This is a genomic window from Zongyangia acetica (genome assembly GCF_038739695.1).
Taxonomy (GTDB): domain Bacteria; phylum Bacillota; class Clostridia; order Oscillospirales; family Ruminococcaceae; genus Zongyangia; species Zongyangia gallinarum.
In genome coordinates this window covers 62,972-81,464 of record NZ_JBBEWN010000007.1, presented here as the reverse complement: position 1 = coordinate 81,464, position 18,493 = coordinate 62,972, and the positions used below count along the sequence as shown (strand labels likewise).

Annotated in this window: 12 protein-coding genes and 1 riboswitch; of the genes, 5 read left to right on the top strand and 7 right to left on the bottom strand. The window is 55.0% G+C overall.

Annotated features, from left to right (window positions below):
- Positions 1-71 precede the first annotated feature (71 nt).
- Entirely contained in the window at positions 72-1,022 is a 951-nt protein-coding gene (locus WGC32_RS07855) for an aldo/keto reductase (protein ID WP_342681300.1), read from the top strand.
- A 196-nt stretch (positions 1,023-1,218) separates the two neighbouring features.
- Here the strand turns inward: WGC32_RS07855 and secA are convergent, their stop codons facing one another.
- The gene (gene secA / locus WGC32_RS07850) at positions 1,219-3,972 is read right to left on the bottom strand and encodes a preprotein translocase subunit SecA (RefSeq protein ID WP_342681299.1); all 2,754 of its coding nucleotides are present in this window, start codon (positions 3,970-3,972) and stop codon (positions 1,219-1,221) included.
- A 538-nt stretch (positions 3,973-4,510) separates the two neighbouring features.
- On the opposite strand from secA, the gene WGC32_RS07845 reads away from it, so the two are divergent.
- A complete protein-coding gene (locus WGC32_RS07845; protein ID WP_191481320.1) occupies positions 4,511-5,203 on the top strand; it encodes an iron-sulfur cluster assembly scaffold protein in 693 nt (230 codons plus the stop codon).
- 20 nt (positions 5,204-5,223) lie between these two features.
- Positions 5,224-6,222 carry a GGGtGRT protein gene (locus tag WGC32_RS07840; protein ID WP_191509351.1) on the top strand — a complete coding sequence of 333 codons (999 nt, stop codon included), beginning with the start codon at positions 5,224-5,226 and terminating at the stop codon, positions 6,220-6,222.
- Positions 6,223-6,379: 157 nt separating this feature from the next.
- Here WGC32_RS07840 and WGC32_RS07835 read toward each other — a convergent pair whose 3' ends face one another.
- Complete coding sequence (locus tag WGC32_RS07835; protein WP_342681298.1) at positions 6,380-7,750, bottom strand: MATE family efflux transporter; 1,371 nt, start codon at positions 7,748-7,750, stop codon at positions 6,380-6,382.
- A 78-nt stretch (positions 7,751-7,828) separates the two neighbouring features.
- A complete protein-coding gene (locus WGC32_RS07830) occupies positions 7,829-8,266 on the bottom strand; it encodes a MarR family winged helix-turn-helix transcriptional regulator (RefSeq protein ID WP_342681297.1) in 438 nt (145 codons plus the stop codon).
- Positions 8,267-8,584: 318 nt separating this feature from the next.
- A riboswitch (glycine riboswitch) is annotated at positions 8,585-8,679 on the top strand.
- Between the two features lie 178 nt (positions 8,680-8,857).
- Between WGC32_RS07830 and WGC32_RS07825 the strand changes: the two genes are divergently transcribed.
- Together WGC32_RS07825 and WGC32_RS07820 are read left to right on the top strand one after the other, a co-directional pair.
- The gene (locus tag WGC32_RS07825; protein ID WP_342681351.1) at positions 8,858-10,210 is read left to right on the top strand and encodes an alanine/glycine:cation symporter family protein; all 1,353 of its coding nucleotides are present in this window, start codon (positions 8,858-8,860) and stop codon (positions 10,208-10,210) included.
- Positions 10,211-10,380: 170 nt separating this feature from the next.
- Positions 10,381-12,072 carry an FAD-dependent oxidoreductase gene (locus tag WGC32_RS07820; RefSeq protein WP_342681296.1) on the top strand — a complete coding sequence of 564 codons (1,692 nt, stop codon included), beginning with the start codon at positions 10,381-10,383 and terminating at the stop codon, positions 12,070-12,072.
- A 119-nt stretch (positions 12,073-12,191) separates the two neighbouring features.
- On the opposite strand, the gene WGC32_RS07815 is transcribed toward WGC32_RS07820, so the two are convergent.
- From WGC32_RS07815 to pth, 4 genes are all read right to left on the bottom strand, one after another.
- The gene (locus WGC32_RS07815) at positions 12,192-12,653 is read right to left on the bottom strand and encodes a hypothetical protein (RefSeq protein WP_342681295.1); all 462 of its coding nucleotides are present in this window, start codon (positions 12,651-12,653) and stop codon (positions 12,192-12,194) included.
- Positions 12,654-12,821: 168 nt separating this feature from the next.
- Positions 12,822-13,907 carry a hypothetical protein gene (locus tag WGC32_RS07810; RefSeq protein WP_342681294.1) on the bottom strand — a complete coding sequence of 362 codons (1,086 nt, stop codon included), beginning with the start codon at positions 13,905-13,907 and terminating at the stop codon, positions 12,822-12,824.
- Between the two features lie 192 nt (positions 13,908-14,099).
- Positions 14,100-17,585: a transcription-repair coupling factor gene (gene mfd, locus WGC32_RS07805; RefSeq protein WP_342681293.1), complete on the bottom strand. Its 3,486-nt coding sequence runs from the start codon at positions 17,583-17,585 to the stop codon at positions 14,100-14,102.
- A 33-nt stretch (positions 17,586-17,618) separates the two neighbouring features.
- Positions 17,619-18,374, bottom strand: coding sequence for an aminoacyl-tRNA hydrolase (pth, locus tag WGC32_RS07800; RefSeq protein WP_342681292.1), 756 nt, complete (start codon positions 18,372-18,374; stop codon positions 17,619-17,621).
- Positions 18,375-18,493: the final 119 nt, after the last annotated feature.

Below are 18,493 nucleotides of genomic sequence, written 5' to 3'. Positions count from 1 at the left end.
TCTTGCTATCAAAAAGTGATATAATAAAAGATGTTGCAAAAACGAAACCTGAAAAACAGGAGGCAAAAAACATGCGTTTTAAAAGATTGGGAAATACGGATCTGAATGTTTCCGTCATCGGCGTAGGTACCTGGGCCATCGGCGGTGACTTCTGGGGCGCTGTAGATGACGCCAATTCCATCAAAACCATCCGCACCGCCATTGACGCAGGTGTGACCCTGGTGGATACTGCTCCTGCCTACGGCCACGGCCATGCGGAAAAAATTGTAGCGGAAGCCATCAAAGGCGTCCGGGACAAGGTAGTTTTGGCCACCAAATGCGGCATCCGCTGGTCTGACACCGAACGGATTATTAAAGACTGCTCTCCGGAGGCCTTGATGAAGGGAATCGAGGATTCCCTGACCCGTCTGGGTGTGGATACCATCGACCTGATGCAGATCCACTGGCCGGAACCGGTTTATAAGACCCCCTTTGAGGATACTATGGCTACCCTGATGAAGGCCAAAGACCAGGGAAAGATTCGCTACATCGGCGTTTCCAACTTCAGCCCTGAGCAGATGGACGCTTGCCTCAAAGCTGGAGAAGTGGTCAGCATTCAGCCCCAGTTCTCCCTGATCTACCGCGATCAGGAGCATCTGCTCCGCTATGCCAAGGAACACGGCATGGGCGTTCTGACCTATGGTTCCCTGGGCTCCGGCGTTCTCTCCGGCAAATATAAAGAACTGCCTAAATTTGGCCCTGGCGACAACCGCGCCAACTTCTATGACTTCTTCCAGGAGCCCAAGTGGAGCAAGTGCATGGCCCTGGTAGAGGTGCTTCGTTCCATCGCCGCCGACCACAATGTGCCGGTGGGACAGGTTGCCATTAACTGGACCACCCAGAACGATCTGGTTTCCACCGCTTTGGTGGGCATGCGCACTCCGGAGCAGGCGCTGCAGAATGTAGCCGCTGCCGACTGGGAGCTCTCTGATGAGGAAATTGCCCGCATTAACAGCGAATATGCCCGGATCTTCGGTGAATAAGCCACATCATTGTCACTGAAAAAGGACCGTGGAAAATTCCACGGTCCTTTTTTCTGTTATATTCAAATACCTGCCGGCGGATGAGACGGCACAGCTTTAATCTGGCCGCGATTCGCGTCAGAAGTCCACTGCTCCGACGCCATCATTGGAGCGGCAGCTTTCTTCCGCAGCCGGGAGGCCTCCTGCTGAGAGCAGGTCAGGCGTCGCGGCCGCAGCACTTCTTATACTTTTTGCCGGAACCGCAGGGGCAGGGGTCGTTGCGGCCGATCTTCTTGCCCTTTTTAATGGGCTGTTTTTTCTCGGAGCCGTCTCCGTCGCCGCCGTGGGAAGCAGTGGTAGGTTTGGCTACCTGCTCCCGTTTGGGGGCTTCCTCGGTCTTGACCTGGATGGTAAAGAGCATCTTCACCGTATCCTCTCGGATGGAGTTGTTCATCTCCTCAAACATGTCAAAGCCTTCCAGACGGTATTCCACGACCGGATCCTTCTGGGCATAGGAGCGCAGGTAAATACCCCGTTTGAGCTCATCCATAGCGTCGATGTGATCCATCCATTTGGCGTCCACATTCCGCAAAAGGACAACCCGCTCCAGTTCCCGCATCAGCTCGCTGCCCAGTTTCTCCTCTTTGGCGGCATAGAGAACCCGGGCCTTATCGGTGATATCCTTCACCAGCTCCTCCCGGGTCAGGCCGAAGAGCTGGTCATCTGTGTATTTCAGATCATCATCTGTCAGCACCCAGCCGAGGAAATATCCCCGCAGGCCGTCTAAATTCCAGTCGTCCTTGTCGTCGGTATCGGGAATGAACTGATCCACAGCGGTCTGGACCACCGCCTCGATCATCTTCGAAATGTTGTCGTGGAGATCCTCCCCATCCAGCACCTTGGAACGCTGGTCGTAGATGATTTCACGCTGGCGGTTCATAACGTCGTCAAACTGAAGGACGTTTTTGCGGATGCCAAAGTTACGGGCTTCCACCTTCTGCTGGGCCGACTCAATGGTGCCTGTCAGCATCTTATTTTCGATGGGCATGTCGTCTTCCAGATTGAGGGCTTCCATCATGTTCTGCATCCGCTCGCCGCCAAACAGCCGCATCAGATCGTCCTCCATGGACAGGTAGAACCGGGTTTCACCTGGGTCTCCCTGACGGCCGGCACGGCCTCGCAGCTGATTGTCAATACGGCGGGACTCGTGGCGCTCGGTGCCCACAATAAAGAGGCCTCCGGCGGCTTTGACCTTCTCGGCCTCACCGGCGATCTCTTCTTTATATTTGGCGTTTAATTCCTGGAAGGTCTTTCTCGCGTCCAGAATCTCCTGATTATCTGTGTCAGAGAAACCGGTGGATTCGCTGATGAGCTCCTCGGGAAGGCCCATCTTGCGCATCTCCGCCTTGGCCATAAACTCGGCGTTACCGCCCAGCATAATATCGGTACCACGTCCGGCCATGTTGGTGGCGATGGTCACAGCGCCGTATTTACCGGCCTGGGCGACAATCTCCGCCTCTTTTTCGTGGTATTTGGCGTTGAGGATTTCATGTTTGATCCCCCGGCGCTTCAGCATATTGCCCAGCCGCTCCGACTTATCGATGGAGATGGTACCGACCAGCACCGGCTGGCCCTTTTCATGGCACTGGACAATCTGCTCAATGACGGCGTTGAATTTTCCAGCCTCATTCTTAAAGACCACATCGGGATGGTCGACTCTCTGGGAGGGCTTGTTGGTGGGGATCTCGATGACGTCCAGCTTATAAATCTCCCGGAACTCAGCCTCCTCGGTGAGGGCGGTACCGGTCATACCGGCCAGTTTCTTGTACATCCTAAAGTAGTTCTGGAAGGTGATGGTGGCCAGGGTCTTGGACTCCCGCTCCACCTTGACCCCTTCCTTGGCCTCAATGGCCTGATGGAGTCCTTCGTTATAACGGCGGCCGATCATGAGACGGCCGGTAAACTCGTCGACGATGATGACCTGGTCATCTTTGACCACATAGTCAATATCCCGGTGCATGATGCCGTGGGCCCGGATGGCCTGGTTAATATGATGCTGCAGCGTCATGTTGTCGGCATCCATCAGGTTTTCTACATTAAAGTAGGCCTCCGCCTTCTTGATGCCGTTTTTGGTCAGGGTGCAGGTCTTGGCCTTTTCGTCCACGATGTAGTCGTAATCTTCTCCTACCTCGTCCTCCTGCTCCTCCTTGTCGTTGAGCTCCTTGACCTTTTTGCAGCGGAGGGTGCGGGCAAACTGATCCGCCATAGAGTATAGATCGGTGGATTTATCTCCCTGGCCGGAGATGATCAGAGGAGTCCTGGCCTCATCGATGAGGATGGAGTCCACCTCGTCCACAATGGCGTAATGAAATCCCCGCTGGACCTTGTCGGTCTTGTAGATGACCATATTGTCCCGCAGGTAGTCAAAGCCGAATTCATTGTTGGTGCCGTAGGTGATGTCACAGTTATAAGCCTTGCGGCGCTCCTCGTTGTTGAGGCCGTTGACAATCAGGCCCACAGACAGGCCCAGGAAACGGTAGACCTTGCCCATCCACTCCGAGTCACGGCGGGCCAGGTAGTCGTTGACGGTGACGATGTGCACGCCCTCCCCTGTCAGGCCGTTGAGATAGGCCGGCAGGGTGGCCACCAAGGTCTTGCCTTCACCGGTGCGCATCTCAGCGATCCGGCCCTGATGGAGGACCACGCCGCCTACGATCTGTACCGGGAAGTGGCGCATCCCCAGCACCCGGTCGGCAGCCTCCCGGCAGGTGGCGAAGGCCTCAGGCAGAATGTCATCCACCGTCTCGCCGTTCTTCAGCCGCTCCTTCAGGGCAGGGGTCATGGCTTTCAGCTCGCTGTCGCTCATTGCCTTGAATTTGTCCTCCAAGGCGATGACCTTATCCACAATGGGGTTGATCCGTTTGAGCTCCTTTTGGGAATAGGAGCCAAAGATTTTTTCCAGAAAACCCATAGTAATTTCACCTCTAATATCTATTGGAAACACCGTTTTATACGGTGCAAACCGGATTCCTGTGAGCATTTCCTATTCTAGCCGCCCTCCTGGCGTTTGTCAACGCCGGGGCGAAGCCGTCTTTGGCCTACAGACGGCAGAAAAACGCGGCCGACGGGCGCCGTCCCGGACATGGCCAACCGCCGGGAGGAAGGGCCCTTTTGGAGGCAAAAGCTTCGGCCAGCAAACATTATCATTATAGTCAAGCTCCCCTGTGAATGGATGAACATTCAGTGAATAAACGGCTTGAAATCAAGCATTTTTGCAGGATTGACACAATTTTAACCGGTTTTTATCTTGATTAATACCCCTGCCCATATTATAATACAAGGTAGGTACGCGATTCTGTCCAAAAACGGCATATTTTGCCGTGAATCAGGTACAGAATGGCGGACGGAGAATTTTACGTCAGCCGCTGTTACCACCGGCCAAGAAAGCGGCCCGGACGTTCAAATCTATGTTCACGGGGATTTCCCGTGGAGCCGAAAGGAGTACCGATATGAACTATTCTCATGAAGTTGAGAAAATGTGTGTCGTCACAAAGGGCCCCAAACACGGCCCGGCGCCCATTCCTGAAGAGGGAAAATGGGTCAAAGCTTATCAGATTTCTGATATTTCCGGTCTTTCCCATGGTGTGGGTTGGTGCGCACCCCAGCAGGGCGCATGTAAGCTCACCCTGAATGTCAAAGAGGGCATCATCGAAGAGGCCATGGTAGAAACCCTGGGCTGCTCCGGCATGACCCATTCCGCAGCAATGGCCGCTGAGATCCTCCCGGGCAAAACCCTGCTGGAAGCTCTCAACACCGACCTGGTCTGCGACGCTATCAACGTAGCTATGCGGGAAATCTTCAAACAGCTGGCTTACGGCCGCAGCCAGACCGCTTTCTCCGAGGGCGGACTGCCCATCGGCGCCGGTTTGGAAGACCTGGGTAAAGGTCTGCGCTCCCAGGTGGGTACCATGTTCTCCACCAAGGAAAAAGGCGTCCGTTATCTGGAAATGGCCGAAGGTTATGTTCTGCAGATCGCTCTGGATGAGAACGGCGAGGTCATCGGCTACAAATTCGTAAAACTGGGCGTCATGCTGGAAAACATCCGCCATGGCATGGATCCGAAAGAAGCTTATGAGAAGGCGATCGGTACATACGGCCGCTATGAGGGCGCTGCCAAGTACATTGATCCGCGTGAAGAATAAGGAAGAAGGAGGTAACAAACATGGCACAGTTTGAAGGTAAAGAAAGAAGAATGGCCAAAATCGAGAAATGCCTGGCTGAGTACGGCTTTGCATCCCTCGAGGAGGCACGTGACCTTTGCTTGAGCAAGGGTATAGATGTTGACGCCATTGTCAAAGGCGTACAGCCCATCGCATTTGAAAACGCCGTCTGGGCTTACACCCTGGGCGTTGCCATTGCGCTGAAAAAAGGTATCAAGGTTGCCGCTGACGCCGCTGAGGCTATCGGCCTGGGCCTGCAGGCATTCTGTGTCCCCGGTTCCGTCGCTGAGCAGAGAGACGTGGGCCGCGGCCATGGTAACCTGGGCGCCATGCTCCTGAGAGAAGAGACCGACTGCTTCTGCTTCCTGGCAGGACATGAGTCCTTCGCCGCCGCAGAAGGCGCAATCGGTATCGCCAGAACCGCCAACAAGGCCAGAAAGAAACCCCTCCGGGTTATCCTCAACGGCCTGGGCAAGGACGCCGCTTATATCATTTCCAGAATCAACGGCTTTACCTATGTAAAGACTGATTATGACTTCGCCACTGGCGAGCTGAAAGTCGTGGAAGAGAAAGCATTCTCCGACGGCGACAAAGCCAAGGTCAAATGCTACGGCGCCAACGACGTTCTGGAAGGCGTTGCCATCATGAAACATGAGAAGGTCGACGTTTCCATCACCGGTAACTCCACCAACCCCACCCGCTTCCAGCATCTGGTGGCCGGTACTTATAAGAAATGGTCCTATGAGAACGGCGTCAAATACTTCTCCGTCGCTTCCGGCGGCGGCACCGGCCGTACCCTCCATCCGGACAACATGGCTGCTGGCCCGGCTTCCTATGGCCTGACCGACTCCATGGGCCGTATGCACGGCGACGCACAGTTCGCAGGTTCTTCCTCCGTCCCCGCACACGTGGAGATGATGGGACTCATCGGCATGGGCAACAACCCCATGGTTGGCGCCACTGTTGCCTGCGCTGTCGCAGTAGAAGAGGCAAACAAATAAGCTGTCAAAACGCAGTTTTTTCAGCATGAATAAACAAGGCCTTCCATGGGCTCCCATGGAAGGCCTTGTTTTTTTGTAGTGGATTTCCCTCCGGTAAAAAACGCCAAGCCCCATAGGAGCTTGGCGTTTTTACAATCGTTTTCCAGCTGCTTGTTGATCAGGAATTCCCCTCAGGGGCTACAGTTTTTTCTGCATCCGGCTTTTTTAGCTCATGCCACAGTTTTTTCAGGATGATCGCAGAAAGGATGGCCGCCAGCAGGGAAGTCCCCGCGAAATTCATCCAGATACCCGTCAAACCTAAGGGCCAGAGAGCGCCTACCAGGACGACGGGGAACAGCAATGCAGTGGATAGGGAGATGAGGGACGCTGGCAGCGGCTTTTCTATAGCCAGCATATAGCTCTGGGTGGCAAAGGAGAACCACCGTGTCACATAGGTCAGGCCAAAGAGCCGCAGGGCGCCAATGGACATGTTGAGGATGTCGTTGCCCGGGTTGGCCACAAACAGCCTGGTGATCTGCTCCGGGAAAAAGGCGATGGCAAATACCGACAGCAGGGAAACAACAGCAGCCGCTGCAAAGCAGCATTTTTCAATGGCGCGGACCCGCGAAAACTTCTGGGCGCCCCAATTGTATCCCACCGCTGGCTGGAGGGAGTCGCACATGCCGTACAGCAGCGGCTGGATAAACCCTTCGGCGAACATCAGAATGCCATAAACCGATACCGCCGTCTCCCCGCCCAGCCGAACCAGGATAAAGTTCATCAGAATGGAGGTAATCCTGCCGGCGATGTTGTTTAAAAAGTTAGGGCTTCCGCAGGCGATAATCTGCCGGATCATCTTCCCCGAAAACCGCGGCTTGCAAAACCGGAGGAGGGCTTTCCCGCGGAAAAAGGGGATAAAGGCGATGGCAGCGCTGATACACATCCCTGAACAGGTAGCCAAAGCTGCCGCCCAGATCCCCCAATGAAATACGCCCAGGAATAAGAACTCCAATCCGGCGCTGATCATAGACATGAAAATATTGAGCCCCATACTCCCTCGGATATATCCACAAATCCTCAAATAATTGTCAACCGCAAAGATAATGGTGGTCACCGGGGAACATAAGGCATAAACCCGTAAATACTGTACCGCCAACCGGGCAAACTCGCCCTCCGCGCCCATCAGCCGCATAAGTAAAGGAGCCGCCGCAAACATAATAGCGCCGATGACAACGCCGGCTCCTATAATCATCAGACAGGCACAGGTGAAGATGTTGTGCGCTTCTCGGCTGTTTTCCTTACCCAGATTGACCGAAATGGGTACCGAGGACCCGACACCGATCAGATCCGCCAAGGAAAAGTTGATAATGACAAAGGGCATGGCCAGATTCAGGGCCGCAAAAGCGGTGGCGCCTAAAAACTGGCCTACAAAGACGCCGTCAATGGTCTGATAAAGGGCGGAAGCCAACATACTGATGGCGCCGGGAATGGACGCCAAAAAGAATAGCTTCAGCGGCGGTGTTTTCGCAAACAATGCGATGGAGCTCATAAATGGTAATCCCTTCCTTTCCTACCATCTTTTGCTTCTCCCTGCCAAAACCGCTGGACGCTGGCGGGGATGCAGGGTTTATTTGACTTCACTTTTCAAAAGACTCACATATTTATGGGTCAGGGACAGTAAGGCATCCCTTTCACTCTTTTCTAATCTCTGGAACGTTCTTTTTTCTGCGCGGATAAGGGGAGAAATGATCTCCTGCATCATTTCGTTTCCCGCTTCTGTCAAGACGATTCGCTTGTTTTTCTGGTTGCCCTCCACCGGTTTCAGTTGGATGTAGCCCTGGTTCACAAGGTTTTTCAGGGCGGAATTGATAGTCTGGGGCGGATAGTGCCAAGCGGAGCATAACTCCCTTTGGGTATAGCCTGCACCGTCTTCATAAAGGGAATATAACAGCCACAAGGCTGTGTCGGAAATCCCCTGTCTTTTTGCATATTGATGGTAAATCTCATCCATTTCCTTATAAAGCTGGTTAAACAACGCAAGGGGATCACTCGTCATATTTTCCATCGGCTCCTCCTTTCCTTCCAGAGGCGGGCATCTGGCATTATAGTCCGAAAACGGATAAAAGTCAATAGGTATCGATAGAGGGTTTCCTCCAGCTTTTTCCGCTCTATTTTCCATCTTATCCTTGGAACCGGCGAAAATCCACCGACCAAAGGGAGGGCAAAAATTCACCAAAGCCCCCGTGAAGATTGACAAATCCTACAAATTCCGTTATGATAGAAGCTAATTGATCAAAGCCAGATGAAAACCGCAGGAAAACAGCGAATGCTTGCCGAAGGAATGATACTCTCAGGCGTCCCCGACGGGGACAGGACTGTGGTTGGATGGCGCTCTGGAGAATCCCATATAGGTGGGTGCCGAAGGTGAAAGTGGCCGCTGGCCATGAATCTCTCAGGCAAAAGGACAGGGTTATGGTCAAATGGCAGAAAGGCCCAGGTGAGAAAACCGCGGGCTAAGGGCTGCCCTTTGCCGTCTGTTGTTCCGGAGCTGACAAATATGTCAGCTCTTTTTTTATGGCCCGCTTTGTTGGAATCTCTGAAAAAAGAGGGGAGATTTATCAGTATGGAAGCAATTTCACAATTCTTCGCGTCCGCCATGGACAGCGTGGACGGGGTCGTACAGCTGATTAACAGCTGGCTTTGGGATTATGCCCTCATTTTCCTGCTGATGGGCACCGGCATCTTTTTCACCATCCGGCTGGGCTTTGTCCAGATCCGCAAGTTTGGCGCAGGCATGAAAAAACTTTTCGGCAACTTTTCCCTCCATGGCAAGGATCAGGAAAACGGCCTCAGCTCCTTCCAGGCGCTGACCACCGCCATCGCAGCCCAGGTGGGCACCGGAAATATTGCCGGCGCCGCCACCGCCATCGCATCCGGCGGACCTGGCGCCATCTTCTGGATGTGGCTTTCCGCCTTCTTCGGCATGGCCACCATCTACGCGGAGGCAGTACTGGCCCAAAAGACCCGGAAAGAAGAGGACGGCCAGCTTATCGGCGGCCCTGTCTACTATATCAAATATCTATTTAAAGGGAAATTCGGTAAATTCCTGGCAGGTTTCTTCTCTGTAGCCCTCATTCTGGCACTGGGCTTTATAGGCAACATGGTCCAGTCCAACTCCATCGGAGACGCCTTCCACACCGCTTTCGGGATTCCCGCTTGGTCTATAGGCATCGTTGTCGCCCTCATCGCCGGCTTTGTCTTTTTGGGCGGCGTCAAGAGGATCGCCCGGGTCACCGAAAAGGTAGTGCCCCTCATGGCGGTCTTCTATATGGTGGGCTGCCTCATCATCCTCTTTATGAATGGCTCCGGTGTCGCTCAGGCTTTCCGGGATATCTTTGTGGGCGCTTTTTATCCCCAGGCCGTCATGGGTGGGGCCCTGGGCATAGGGGTCCAACAAGCCATGCGCTACGGTGTGGCTAAGGGACTTTTCTCCAACGAGGCAGGTTTGGGTTCTACCCCCCATGCCCACGCCATCGCCAAGGTCAAACACCCCAGCGATCAAGGCATCATCGCCATAATGGGCGTTTTTATCGACACTTTTATCATCCTGACCCTGACTGCTCTGGTCATCCTTTCCACCGGAGTGTTAGGCAACGGATTGACTGCCGCGCCCCTGGCCCAGTCGGCCTTTGACTCTGCTTTTGGCTCTTTCGGAAAGATCTTCATCGCCATCTGTATGTTCTTCTTTGCCCTCACCACCATCATCGGCTGGTATTTCTTCGGCGAGGTCAATGTCAAGGCCCTCTTTGGAAAGAAAGCTGTCAAGATCTATGCTGCCTTGGTGGTTCTCTTTGTCCTGTTGGGCTCCAGCCTAAAGGTAGACTTAGTATGGAACATGTCCGATATGTTCAACGGCCTCATGTTCCTGCCCAACATCATCGCCCTCTTAGCGGGCGCTGGGATTGTGGCTAAACTCAATAAAGACTATAACTCTTTAGGAAAGCATTAAAACAAAAAATAGAAAGGCCGGGGACTTGAAGTCCCCGGCCTTTTTGGGCCTTTTATACAATGAAAAAAGAGGAGATTCATGGTATAATAAAGATAATCTATTCATTGTGATCCCAGAGCTTTTCTTACTGCGAGGGATTCTGAAATAAACCGTTGGAAAGGAGCGTATTCATGTCAATGAAAGCTGTGATTGTAGGCGGGGTAGCAGGCGGCGCCGGTGCGGCGGCACGGCTGCGCCGGAAGGATGAAACAGCACAGATTATCATGCTGGAAAAGGGGGAGTATATCTCCTTTGCCAACTGCGGCCTGCCCTACTATGTAGGAGACGTCATCACCCAGCGGGAAGAGCTTCTTCTGCAAACGCCGGAAAGCTTTAACGCCCGGTTCCAGGTGGATGTCCGGGTCAACAACGAGGTCCTTTCTGTGGACACCGGGAAAAAGACGGTCACCGTCCTCAACCATAAGACAGGGGAAACCTATACCGAAAGCTATGACAAGCTGGTTCTCTCTCCCGGAGCCAGCCCCATTGTCCCCAACATGGAAATCCAGCATCCGGAACATGTTTTTACCCTGCGCAACATCCCCGACACCTTTAAGATCAAGGACTATCTCAACAGCCACAATCCCCGGACGGCGGCGGTCATCGGCGGCGGCTACATCGGCCTGGAAATGGCGGACAACCTGTGCCGGCTGGGACTAGAGGTCAGCGTCATCGAGGCCGCTTCCCATGTCATCGCCAGCCTGGATGAGGACATGAGCCATGAACTGCAAAATCATCTGCGCTCCAAAGGGCTGGACCTTCACCTGGGAAGCATGGCCCAGCGCATCGACCGGGATCAGGTCATCCTTTCTGACGGCAGGGAGATCCCGGCGGATATGGTCATCCTCTCCATCGGCGTCCGGCCGGAGACCGGTTTTCTCAAGGACAGCGGCATCGCCCTGGGAAGCCGAGGCGAAATCCTGGTGGACGAGTACCTGCAAACCAATGTGCCCGACGTTTACGCTGTGGGGGACGCCATCGGCGTCAAGTCCTTTGGCACCGGCGCCGACGCCATCATCCCGCTGGCTGGCCCTGCCAACAAGCAGGCGCGGATTGTGGCCGACAACCTGTGCGGGGAGAAGAAAGCCTACCACGGCACCCAGGGGACAGCCATCGCCAAGGTCTTTGACATGACCGCAGCGGTCACCGGAGAAAATGAGACCACCCTGCAGCGGGCGGGTATAGCGTACCGCAAGACCTTCACCATCTCCCCCTCCCACGCTGGATACTATCCCGGCGGCAGCACCATGGTGGTCAAGCTCCTTTACACCTCCGAAGGCAAGGTCTTAGGCGCTCAGATTGTGGGCCGGGACGGTGTGGACAAGCGGATGGATGTGCTGGCCTCCGCCATCCGGGCCGGCATGGATGTCTTTGACCTGCAGGAGCTGGAACTGGCCTACGCGCCGCCCTTCTCCTCCGCCAAGGACCCTGTCAACATGGCTGGTTATGTGGCCGGCAATGTGGTGGAGGGACGGATGATCCCCTTCTATGTGGAGGATCTGGCCAACCTGCCAGAAAACGCCTTCCTTTTGGATGTGCGCACCCCCGGCGAATTTGCCCATGGCACCATTCCCGGCGCCGTCAATATCCCGGTGGATGTTCTGCGGCAGCGGCTTTCTGAGGTGCCCAAGGACAAGGAGATTCATATCTTCTGCGCCGTGGGGCTCAGAGGCTACATCGCCCAGTGCATCCTGCGGCAAAACGGCTATAAAACCAAAAACCTCAGCGGCGGCTACCGGCTGTATGCCGCGGCAAAGAACGATCTGGCCGCCCAAGGGGTTCCCATGGAAAACTGCAAGCCCTGCGGCGCTCCTCTTGAATAAAGTAATTTTTCGATAGAAAAACTCCGGCAGCGGGACTCACTGCCGGAGTTTTTACATTTTTCAATTGTTGCAACGTCTGTATCAGATTCCCTTGGCGCGGGAGATAGCCCTTTTGGGGGTTATATCTGGGCACAATCCATGATTTCACCCAGCACCTGCCGGACACTTTCATTACTATTTGTATATAATGCAATTAAATTATCCTTTTGGTATATCTTCGCGCTCAAATCCTGGCCTTTTTCCAAGGATTGCTCCAGAAAAAGCTCCAGAGACTTCTGAGCCTGGCTGCCATCGGTAAAGCGGAAAATCATCAGCATCGGCTGCGGATTCCCCTTGCTGCACACAGTATACATCTCCGCCTCCTGGAAGATAGGGCCTGTGCCCTGACTTTCCAAAACAGAGCCTACCAGGCCCAGGCGCCCCACCAATGTATTGTAAAGGGTCTGAGGGGTAAGTCCCTTTTCTATCCGCAGGGGGGTGGTGGAAATTTCGGGTGGATTGGATTCGGCAGCAGGCGCCGGCTCATGGCATCCGGTCAACAGCAGGATCAGCAGTAAAGCTATAACGCTAAGTTTTTTCATTCGTACCCCTCCTTTATACATTCCCTTTTATATTATAGTGTGGCCCACAGATTTTTTTGTTGCATTCCGTGAAAAAAGAAAAAAGGGCAGAAGGAGGGGATTTTCAACAAAAAACAAACCCGAACCCATGATTTTCATGAGCCCGGGTTAAAGATTTAGACATTCCCTTTAGAAGCTAGCCTCTTTAAATTTTCTCTTCTGATAGTAATCCACCGCTTTATCATTTAAGGTGAGCTGGACATTGTTGCCCCAATCCTCGATCTCTTTGTCAAAGTCGTCGGCTTTCAGGTCGCTGGTGAGCTGGGCCTCCAGTGCCTCCACGACGGCGTCCTCATCCTCGGTGATGTCCAGGCGCTGGAACACATAGTAGTAATCTATGTCTTCCACAGTACCAAACTCCCCTTCGTCTACGGCAGCGACAGCGTCCAGCAGTTCCGCAGAAACGTCGGTGCTGTCCTTACGCAAAACGCTAACATGGGCATTCTCTTCAGCATGGTCATGTCCATAATCGGAGGTGGTGGGCTCGTAGCTCTCATCGCCCCTGAGATCCTTAATATAATTATCCTCGGATTCGATGATCAGCTGGTCAAAATCCTCGCCATCCTGGGCGCGTTTGAGATAATTCGCCTGTTCTTCCTCTGCCGCGGCCAGCTCTTCATCGGACAGCAGCACGCCATCCGAATTGGTTCTGGGCAGCATGATGGTCTTAAATCTCAGATAGTTTTCTTCCAGTTCCTGTTTCAGTTCGTCCACAGAAAGGCCCTGGGTGCCACCCGGGGCATAGGTGTTCTGGAAGATAACGCTGCTCTTCATCTGGTTCATATAGATGGCGACGACGGAATCAGAACTGATGCCATTGGCCTCATACAGGCCGCTGTAATAGTTATACCGCTGGGTCGCCTGGTTCTCGGCGTAGGCCTCCTGCTCTTCTGCCAGGGTATAGCCCAGCTCTTCGAATTTTTCTTCCACTGCCGCATAGTTTTTCACAGCCTGGAGGGCTTTATCGTGCACCCATTCATAGCCGGTCTTGCCCTCGATCTCCTGATCCCATGCCTCGCCAGCTTTATCCTCCACCAGGTCCAGCGCCTCGGTATAAGCCTCCAGACGATGGTAGAGATAGACGCCCACCGGGATGGCGTTCCCATCTTTGTCGGTGGCGATCCAGCTGGTATCTTGACTGCCGCATCCAGCGAAGGTCAGTATGGCCATACAGGACGCCAAGACCGCGGCAAGAATTTTCTTCGCGAGTTTCATTTGATTTCCTCCCAGTTTCACTACATTCTTTCGCACCTAACGGTATTTTCCCCAAACATCTGGAAAATGCCGCTGATAGAATAAAATTATACACGCCTTCTGTCAAAAAGTCCACAAAAAAACATGAATTTTCCTTGTTTTTTGCTGTTGAAGTGAAAAACAAACGGGTCCGGAAAAATCCGGGCCCTGTTTTTATGATTCGGTGGGGGCGTCCGCCATATCCATGGCGGAAAGAATCTGCCGCATAGCCTCCAACGGCGTCTGCTGATCGGCGATTTTTACCGTCAGATAGGGCTTCTGGCCGGCGGAGAGAAGCACCCGGCCCCGCATTTGGGATACCAGGGAGCCGATCATCTTCATATCCACCCGGGAGAGGGAGAAGACGATCTCATTATTCTTCTGGGTGATTTCGGTAATTCCCATCCGGGAGGCGGTGTTGCGCATCAGGCTGACGTCAATGAGCCCCTTCACCGAGGCCGGCGGCTCGCCGAACCGGTCGATGAGCTCATCCATTACATCCAGGCTGTCTTCATAGGTGCGGATACCGGCGATTTTCCGGTAAACCTCGATGCGCTGGGCCTGGTTTTCGATATACCGGGGCGGGATGTGGGCCTCGATGCGGATGTCGATAAGGCATTCCTCCACCGGGTTTTCGGGAATTTCTCCCCGCTTTTCCGCCACAGCGTCGGAGAGCAGCTTCAGGTACATCTCATAGCCCACGGCCTCCATATGGCCGTGCTGCTGGGCGCCCAGGATATTGCCGGCGCCACGGATCTCCAGATCCCGCATGGCGATCCGGAACCCTGAGCCAAAGGAGGTAAATTCCCGGATGGCGGCCAGCCGTTTGGCCGCCACATCGGTGAGGACCTTGCCTTTTTGAAAGGTGAAGTAGGCGAAAGCCCGGCGGCTGGACCTGCCTACCCGGCCCCGGAGCTGGTAGAGCTGGGAAAGGCCCATCCGGTCCGCGTCCTCAATGATGAGGGTGTTGCAGTTTGGCACATCCACACCGGTTTCGATGATGGTGGTGCAGACCAAGATGTCGATTTCATGATCCAAAAGCCCCTGCCAGATGGAGGAAAGCTCCTCCTCCCCCATCTTGCCGTGGGCTACCATGATCCGGGCGTCGGGCACCATTTCCTGAATCTTGGAAGCGCACCGGTCAATGGTCTCCACCCGGTTGTGGAGGTAAAACACCTGGCCGCCCCGCCGCAGCTCCCGCTTGATGGCGTCGCCAATGACCCCTCGGTTGTATTCCAGCACATAGGTCTGCACTGGGTGCCGGTCGGAGGGGGCCTCCTCGATGACCGACATGTCCCGGATCCCCGACATGGCCATGGACAGGGTCCGGGGGATGGGGGTGGCCGAAAGGGTCAGCACATCCACCGTGGAGCGAAGCTCCTTAAACCGCTCCTTGTGGGCCACCCCAAAGCGCTGCTCCTCGTCGATGATGACAAGCCCCAGGTCCTTAAACCGGACATCCTTTTGAATCAGGCGGTGGGTGCCCACCACAATGTCCACCTCGCCCCGGCCTATTTTTCTGACAATCTCCTGCTGCTGTTTGGGGGTTTTAAACCGGGAGAGGATCTCCACATGGACGGGAAAGCCCTCCATCCGGGTGAGGATGGTGTTGTAGTGCTGCCAGGCCAGGATGGTGGTGGGCACCAGAATGGCGCACTGCTTGCCGTCCAGAACGCATTTGAAGGCGCCCCGCAGGGCCACCTCGGTTTTCCCAAAGCCCACATCCCCGCAGAGCAGCCGGTCCATGGGAACGGTGGACTGCATATCCCCTTTGATCTCCGAAATGCACCGGAGCTGGTCGTCGGTTTCCTCATAGGGGAAGTGCTCCTCAAACTCCCGCTGCCACTCGCTGTCAGGGGAGAAGGCATAGCCTTTGACCTGCATCCGCTGGGCATAGAGCTTGATCAGCTCATCCGCCATGTCGTCCACCGCCTTTTTGACCCGGCTGCGGGTCTTCTGCCATTCGGTGGAGTTGAGCTTGTTGAGCCGGATATTGCCGTTTTCACGGGGGCCAATGTATTTATTCACCAGATCCAGCTGAGTTACCGGCACATAGAGGGTGTCGGCCCCGGCGTAACGGATTTTAATATAGTCCTTGACCACCCCGTGGATATCCATCTTATGGATTCCCTCAAAGACGCCGATGCCGTGGGAGATGTGGACCACGTAATCCCCTGGGGTCAGATCGGCCAGGGAGCTGATCTTATCCCCCGGCGCTTTGGCCCGGCGCTTCCGCTTGGGTTCCCCCAGCCTCCGGGTGGCCGCCTGGGTGATGAGGGCAAACCGGATGCCCGGCAGGTCAAACCCGCCGGAAAGACCGCCCTCCAGCACAAAGACCCGGCCGAAGACGATGGACTTCACATCCTCGGCAAACTCGGCGGGGATATTTTCTTTCCGCAGATCCGAGACAAGGGCCTGGGCCGCCCGGCGGGTTCCCGCCAAAACAGCCACGCAGTATTTTCGCTCCAAAAAGCTTTTCAGGTCGTCGGTGAGATATTTAATTTCGCCGCTCCAGCCCGAAAGCTGGATGGCGTCAAAGTTCACCAAGGTTTTCACCGGGAGCTCCGGCAGGGCCCGGGCAAAGGTCTCCAGCACCACGGTGCGCCGGGAGGCCAAAGCCTGCATTAGCTCTCCCCGCTCCAGATAAAAGCGCTCCAGCCCCCGGCAGAGGACACCTTCCTCAAAGAGGGTTTTCAGGTCCTCCTCCATCTGCCAGGAAAAATTCTTCTGGGTCTCCCGCAGTTTGATATAATCCGAGACAAAGAGAAAGCCCTCGGGCAGGTAGTCCAACAGGGTGGCCCCCTGTCCATAGGCCAGCGGCAGGAACCGGTCAAAGCTCGCAAAGCTGAGATGATCCCGCAGCCGCTGGATGTCCCGGTCGATGTTCTCCTTGGCCCCTTTCCCGGCCTTGCCCCGCTGCAGTTCCCGCAGTTTTTCCAGCTTTTCTATCAGCTCCTCAGAGGAGGAGAAGAGGACCTCCCGGGCCGGGGAGATGCTCACCCGCTCCACCGGGTCCAGCCGCCGCTGGGTCAGCACATCAAAATAGGAGAGGGTATCCACCTCATCCCCCCAAAACTCCACCCGAACCGGATAGGGGCTGTCAGGGGGATAGATATCCAGAATGCCGCCCCGCAGGGAAAACTGGCACATGCCGTCTACCTGATCGGCCCGGACATAGCCCGCGCCAATGAGCCGCTCTATAAGCTCCGGCAGCCGGTATTCCTCCCCGGAAGCGATGTCAAAGGCAAGCTCCCGGTACCGCTGGGGCGGGATGGTCAATTGGCTGAGCCCTTCCACCGAACAGAAGACCAGGGTTGTTTCCCCTTTGAGCAGCTTTCCCAGCACCGAAAGCCGGGCCTGCTCATACTCGTGGGAGACACTGTCCGCGTCCCGATAGGTAAAATCCCGGGCGGGATAGACAAGGGCCCTGTTATCCTCAAACAGGGCGTTCACGTCCTCGCACAGCCGGGTGGCCGCCGCCTCATCCGGGCAGAGGACCAGAGCCGGGACATCCAGATTGACGCAGGAGGCATAGATCATCAGGGCCTTGTGCACCCCGGAAAGGCCGGTGAGCACCACCGGGAACTGGGATTTTTCCACCCCCTCGATGTACTGGCGGTATTCCTCCAGGGCGGTGAGCAGCTGGGCGAAATGTTTCATGGTCTCCTCCTGTGTCGTCTTTCCGGCGGCAGGCTAGGCCTTGCTTTCGCCGGGATTTTCTTGAGCGGCATTCTCTGCCGGCTGGGATGGATGGGAAACCGCCGGGGCTTTGTTTTCCCGGGCGGCCCGTTTTTCCTGGGCCTTCTGCCGGCCGGTGCCGTTGTAGAGATTCATGGCCTTATCGATGTTGCCGGCCACAATCTGCTCCACCGCCCCCTGGGCCAGGATGAAAGCGTTTTTCATGGGTTCCACTTCCTCCTTTTTAAAGCCGGAGAGAACCCAGTCGGCCAGGTCGTAATCCGGATGGGGCTTTTTCCCCACCCCAATCTTCACCCGGGGGAAGTCGTCGTGGCCGGAGAGATAGATGATATTTTTAATGCCGTTGTGGCCCCCATCGGTGCCCTTCCGCCGCACCCGGATAGCCCCGGGCTCCAGAGAGATGTCGTCAAAGAGGACGACGACCCGGTCCATGGGCACCTTATAAAAGGCGGCGGCTTCGGTCACCGACTGCCCGGACAGGTTCATAAAGGTGGAGGGCTTTAAAAGAAGCACCTTTTTCCCCGAGATCACCGTCTCGCAACACAGCCCCTTGAATTTGAGCCGGTCGATTTTGCAGTGGTACTGCTCCGCAATCCGGTCAAGGGCCATAAAGCCGGTATTGTGGCGGGTACCGTCATATTTGGCGCCGGGATTGCCCAGCCCCACAATAATGTATTCCACCGGGCCGGCGGGAACTGGTGGATTCTTTTGTCTTATCCGGTCAAAGAGCCGGTCCAGCATGTTTTCCATCTGTGTTTTCCTCTCTTTTTTCGTCTTTTGGGGAAAAATCACGGCAAAATCCCCGTTTTTGCCCCACGTCAAACACAGCGGGATAGCTCGCTACCCCGCTGGTTCTTTCTCTTCCTTGC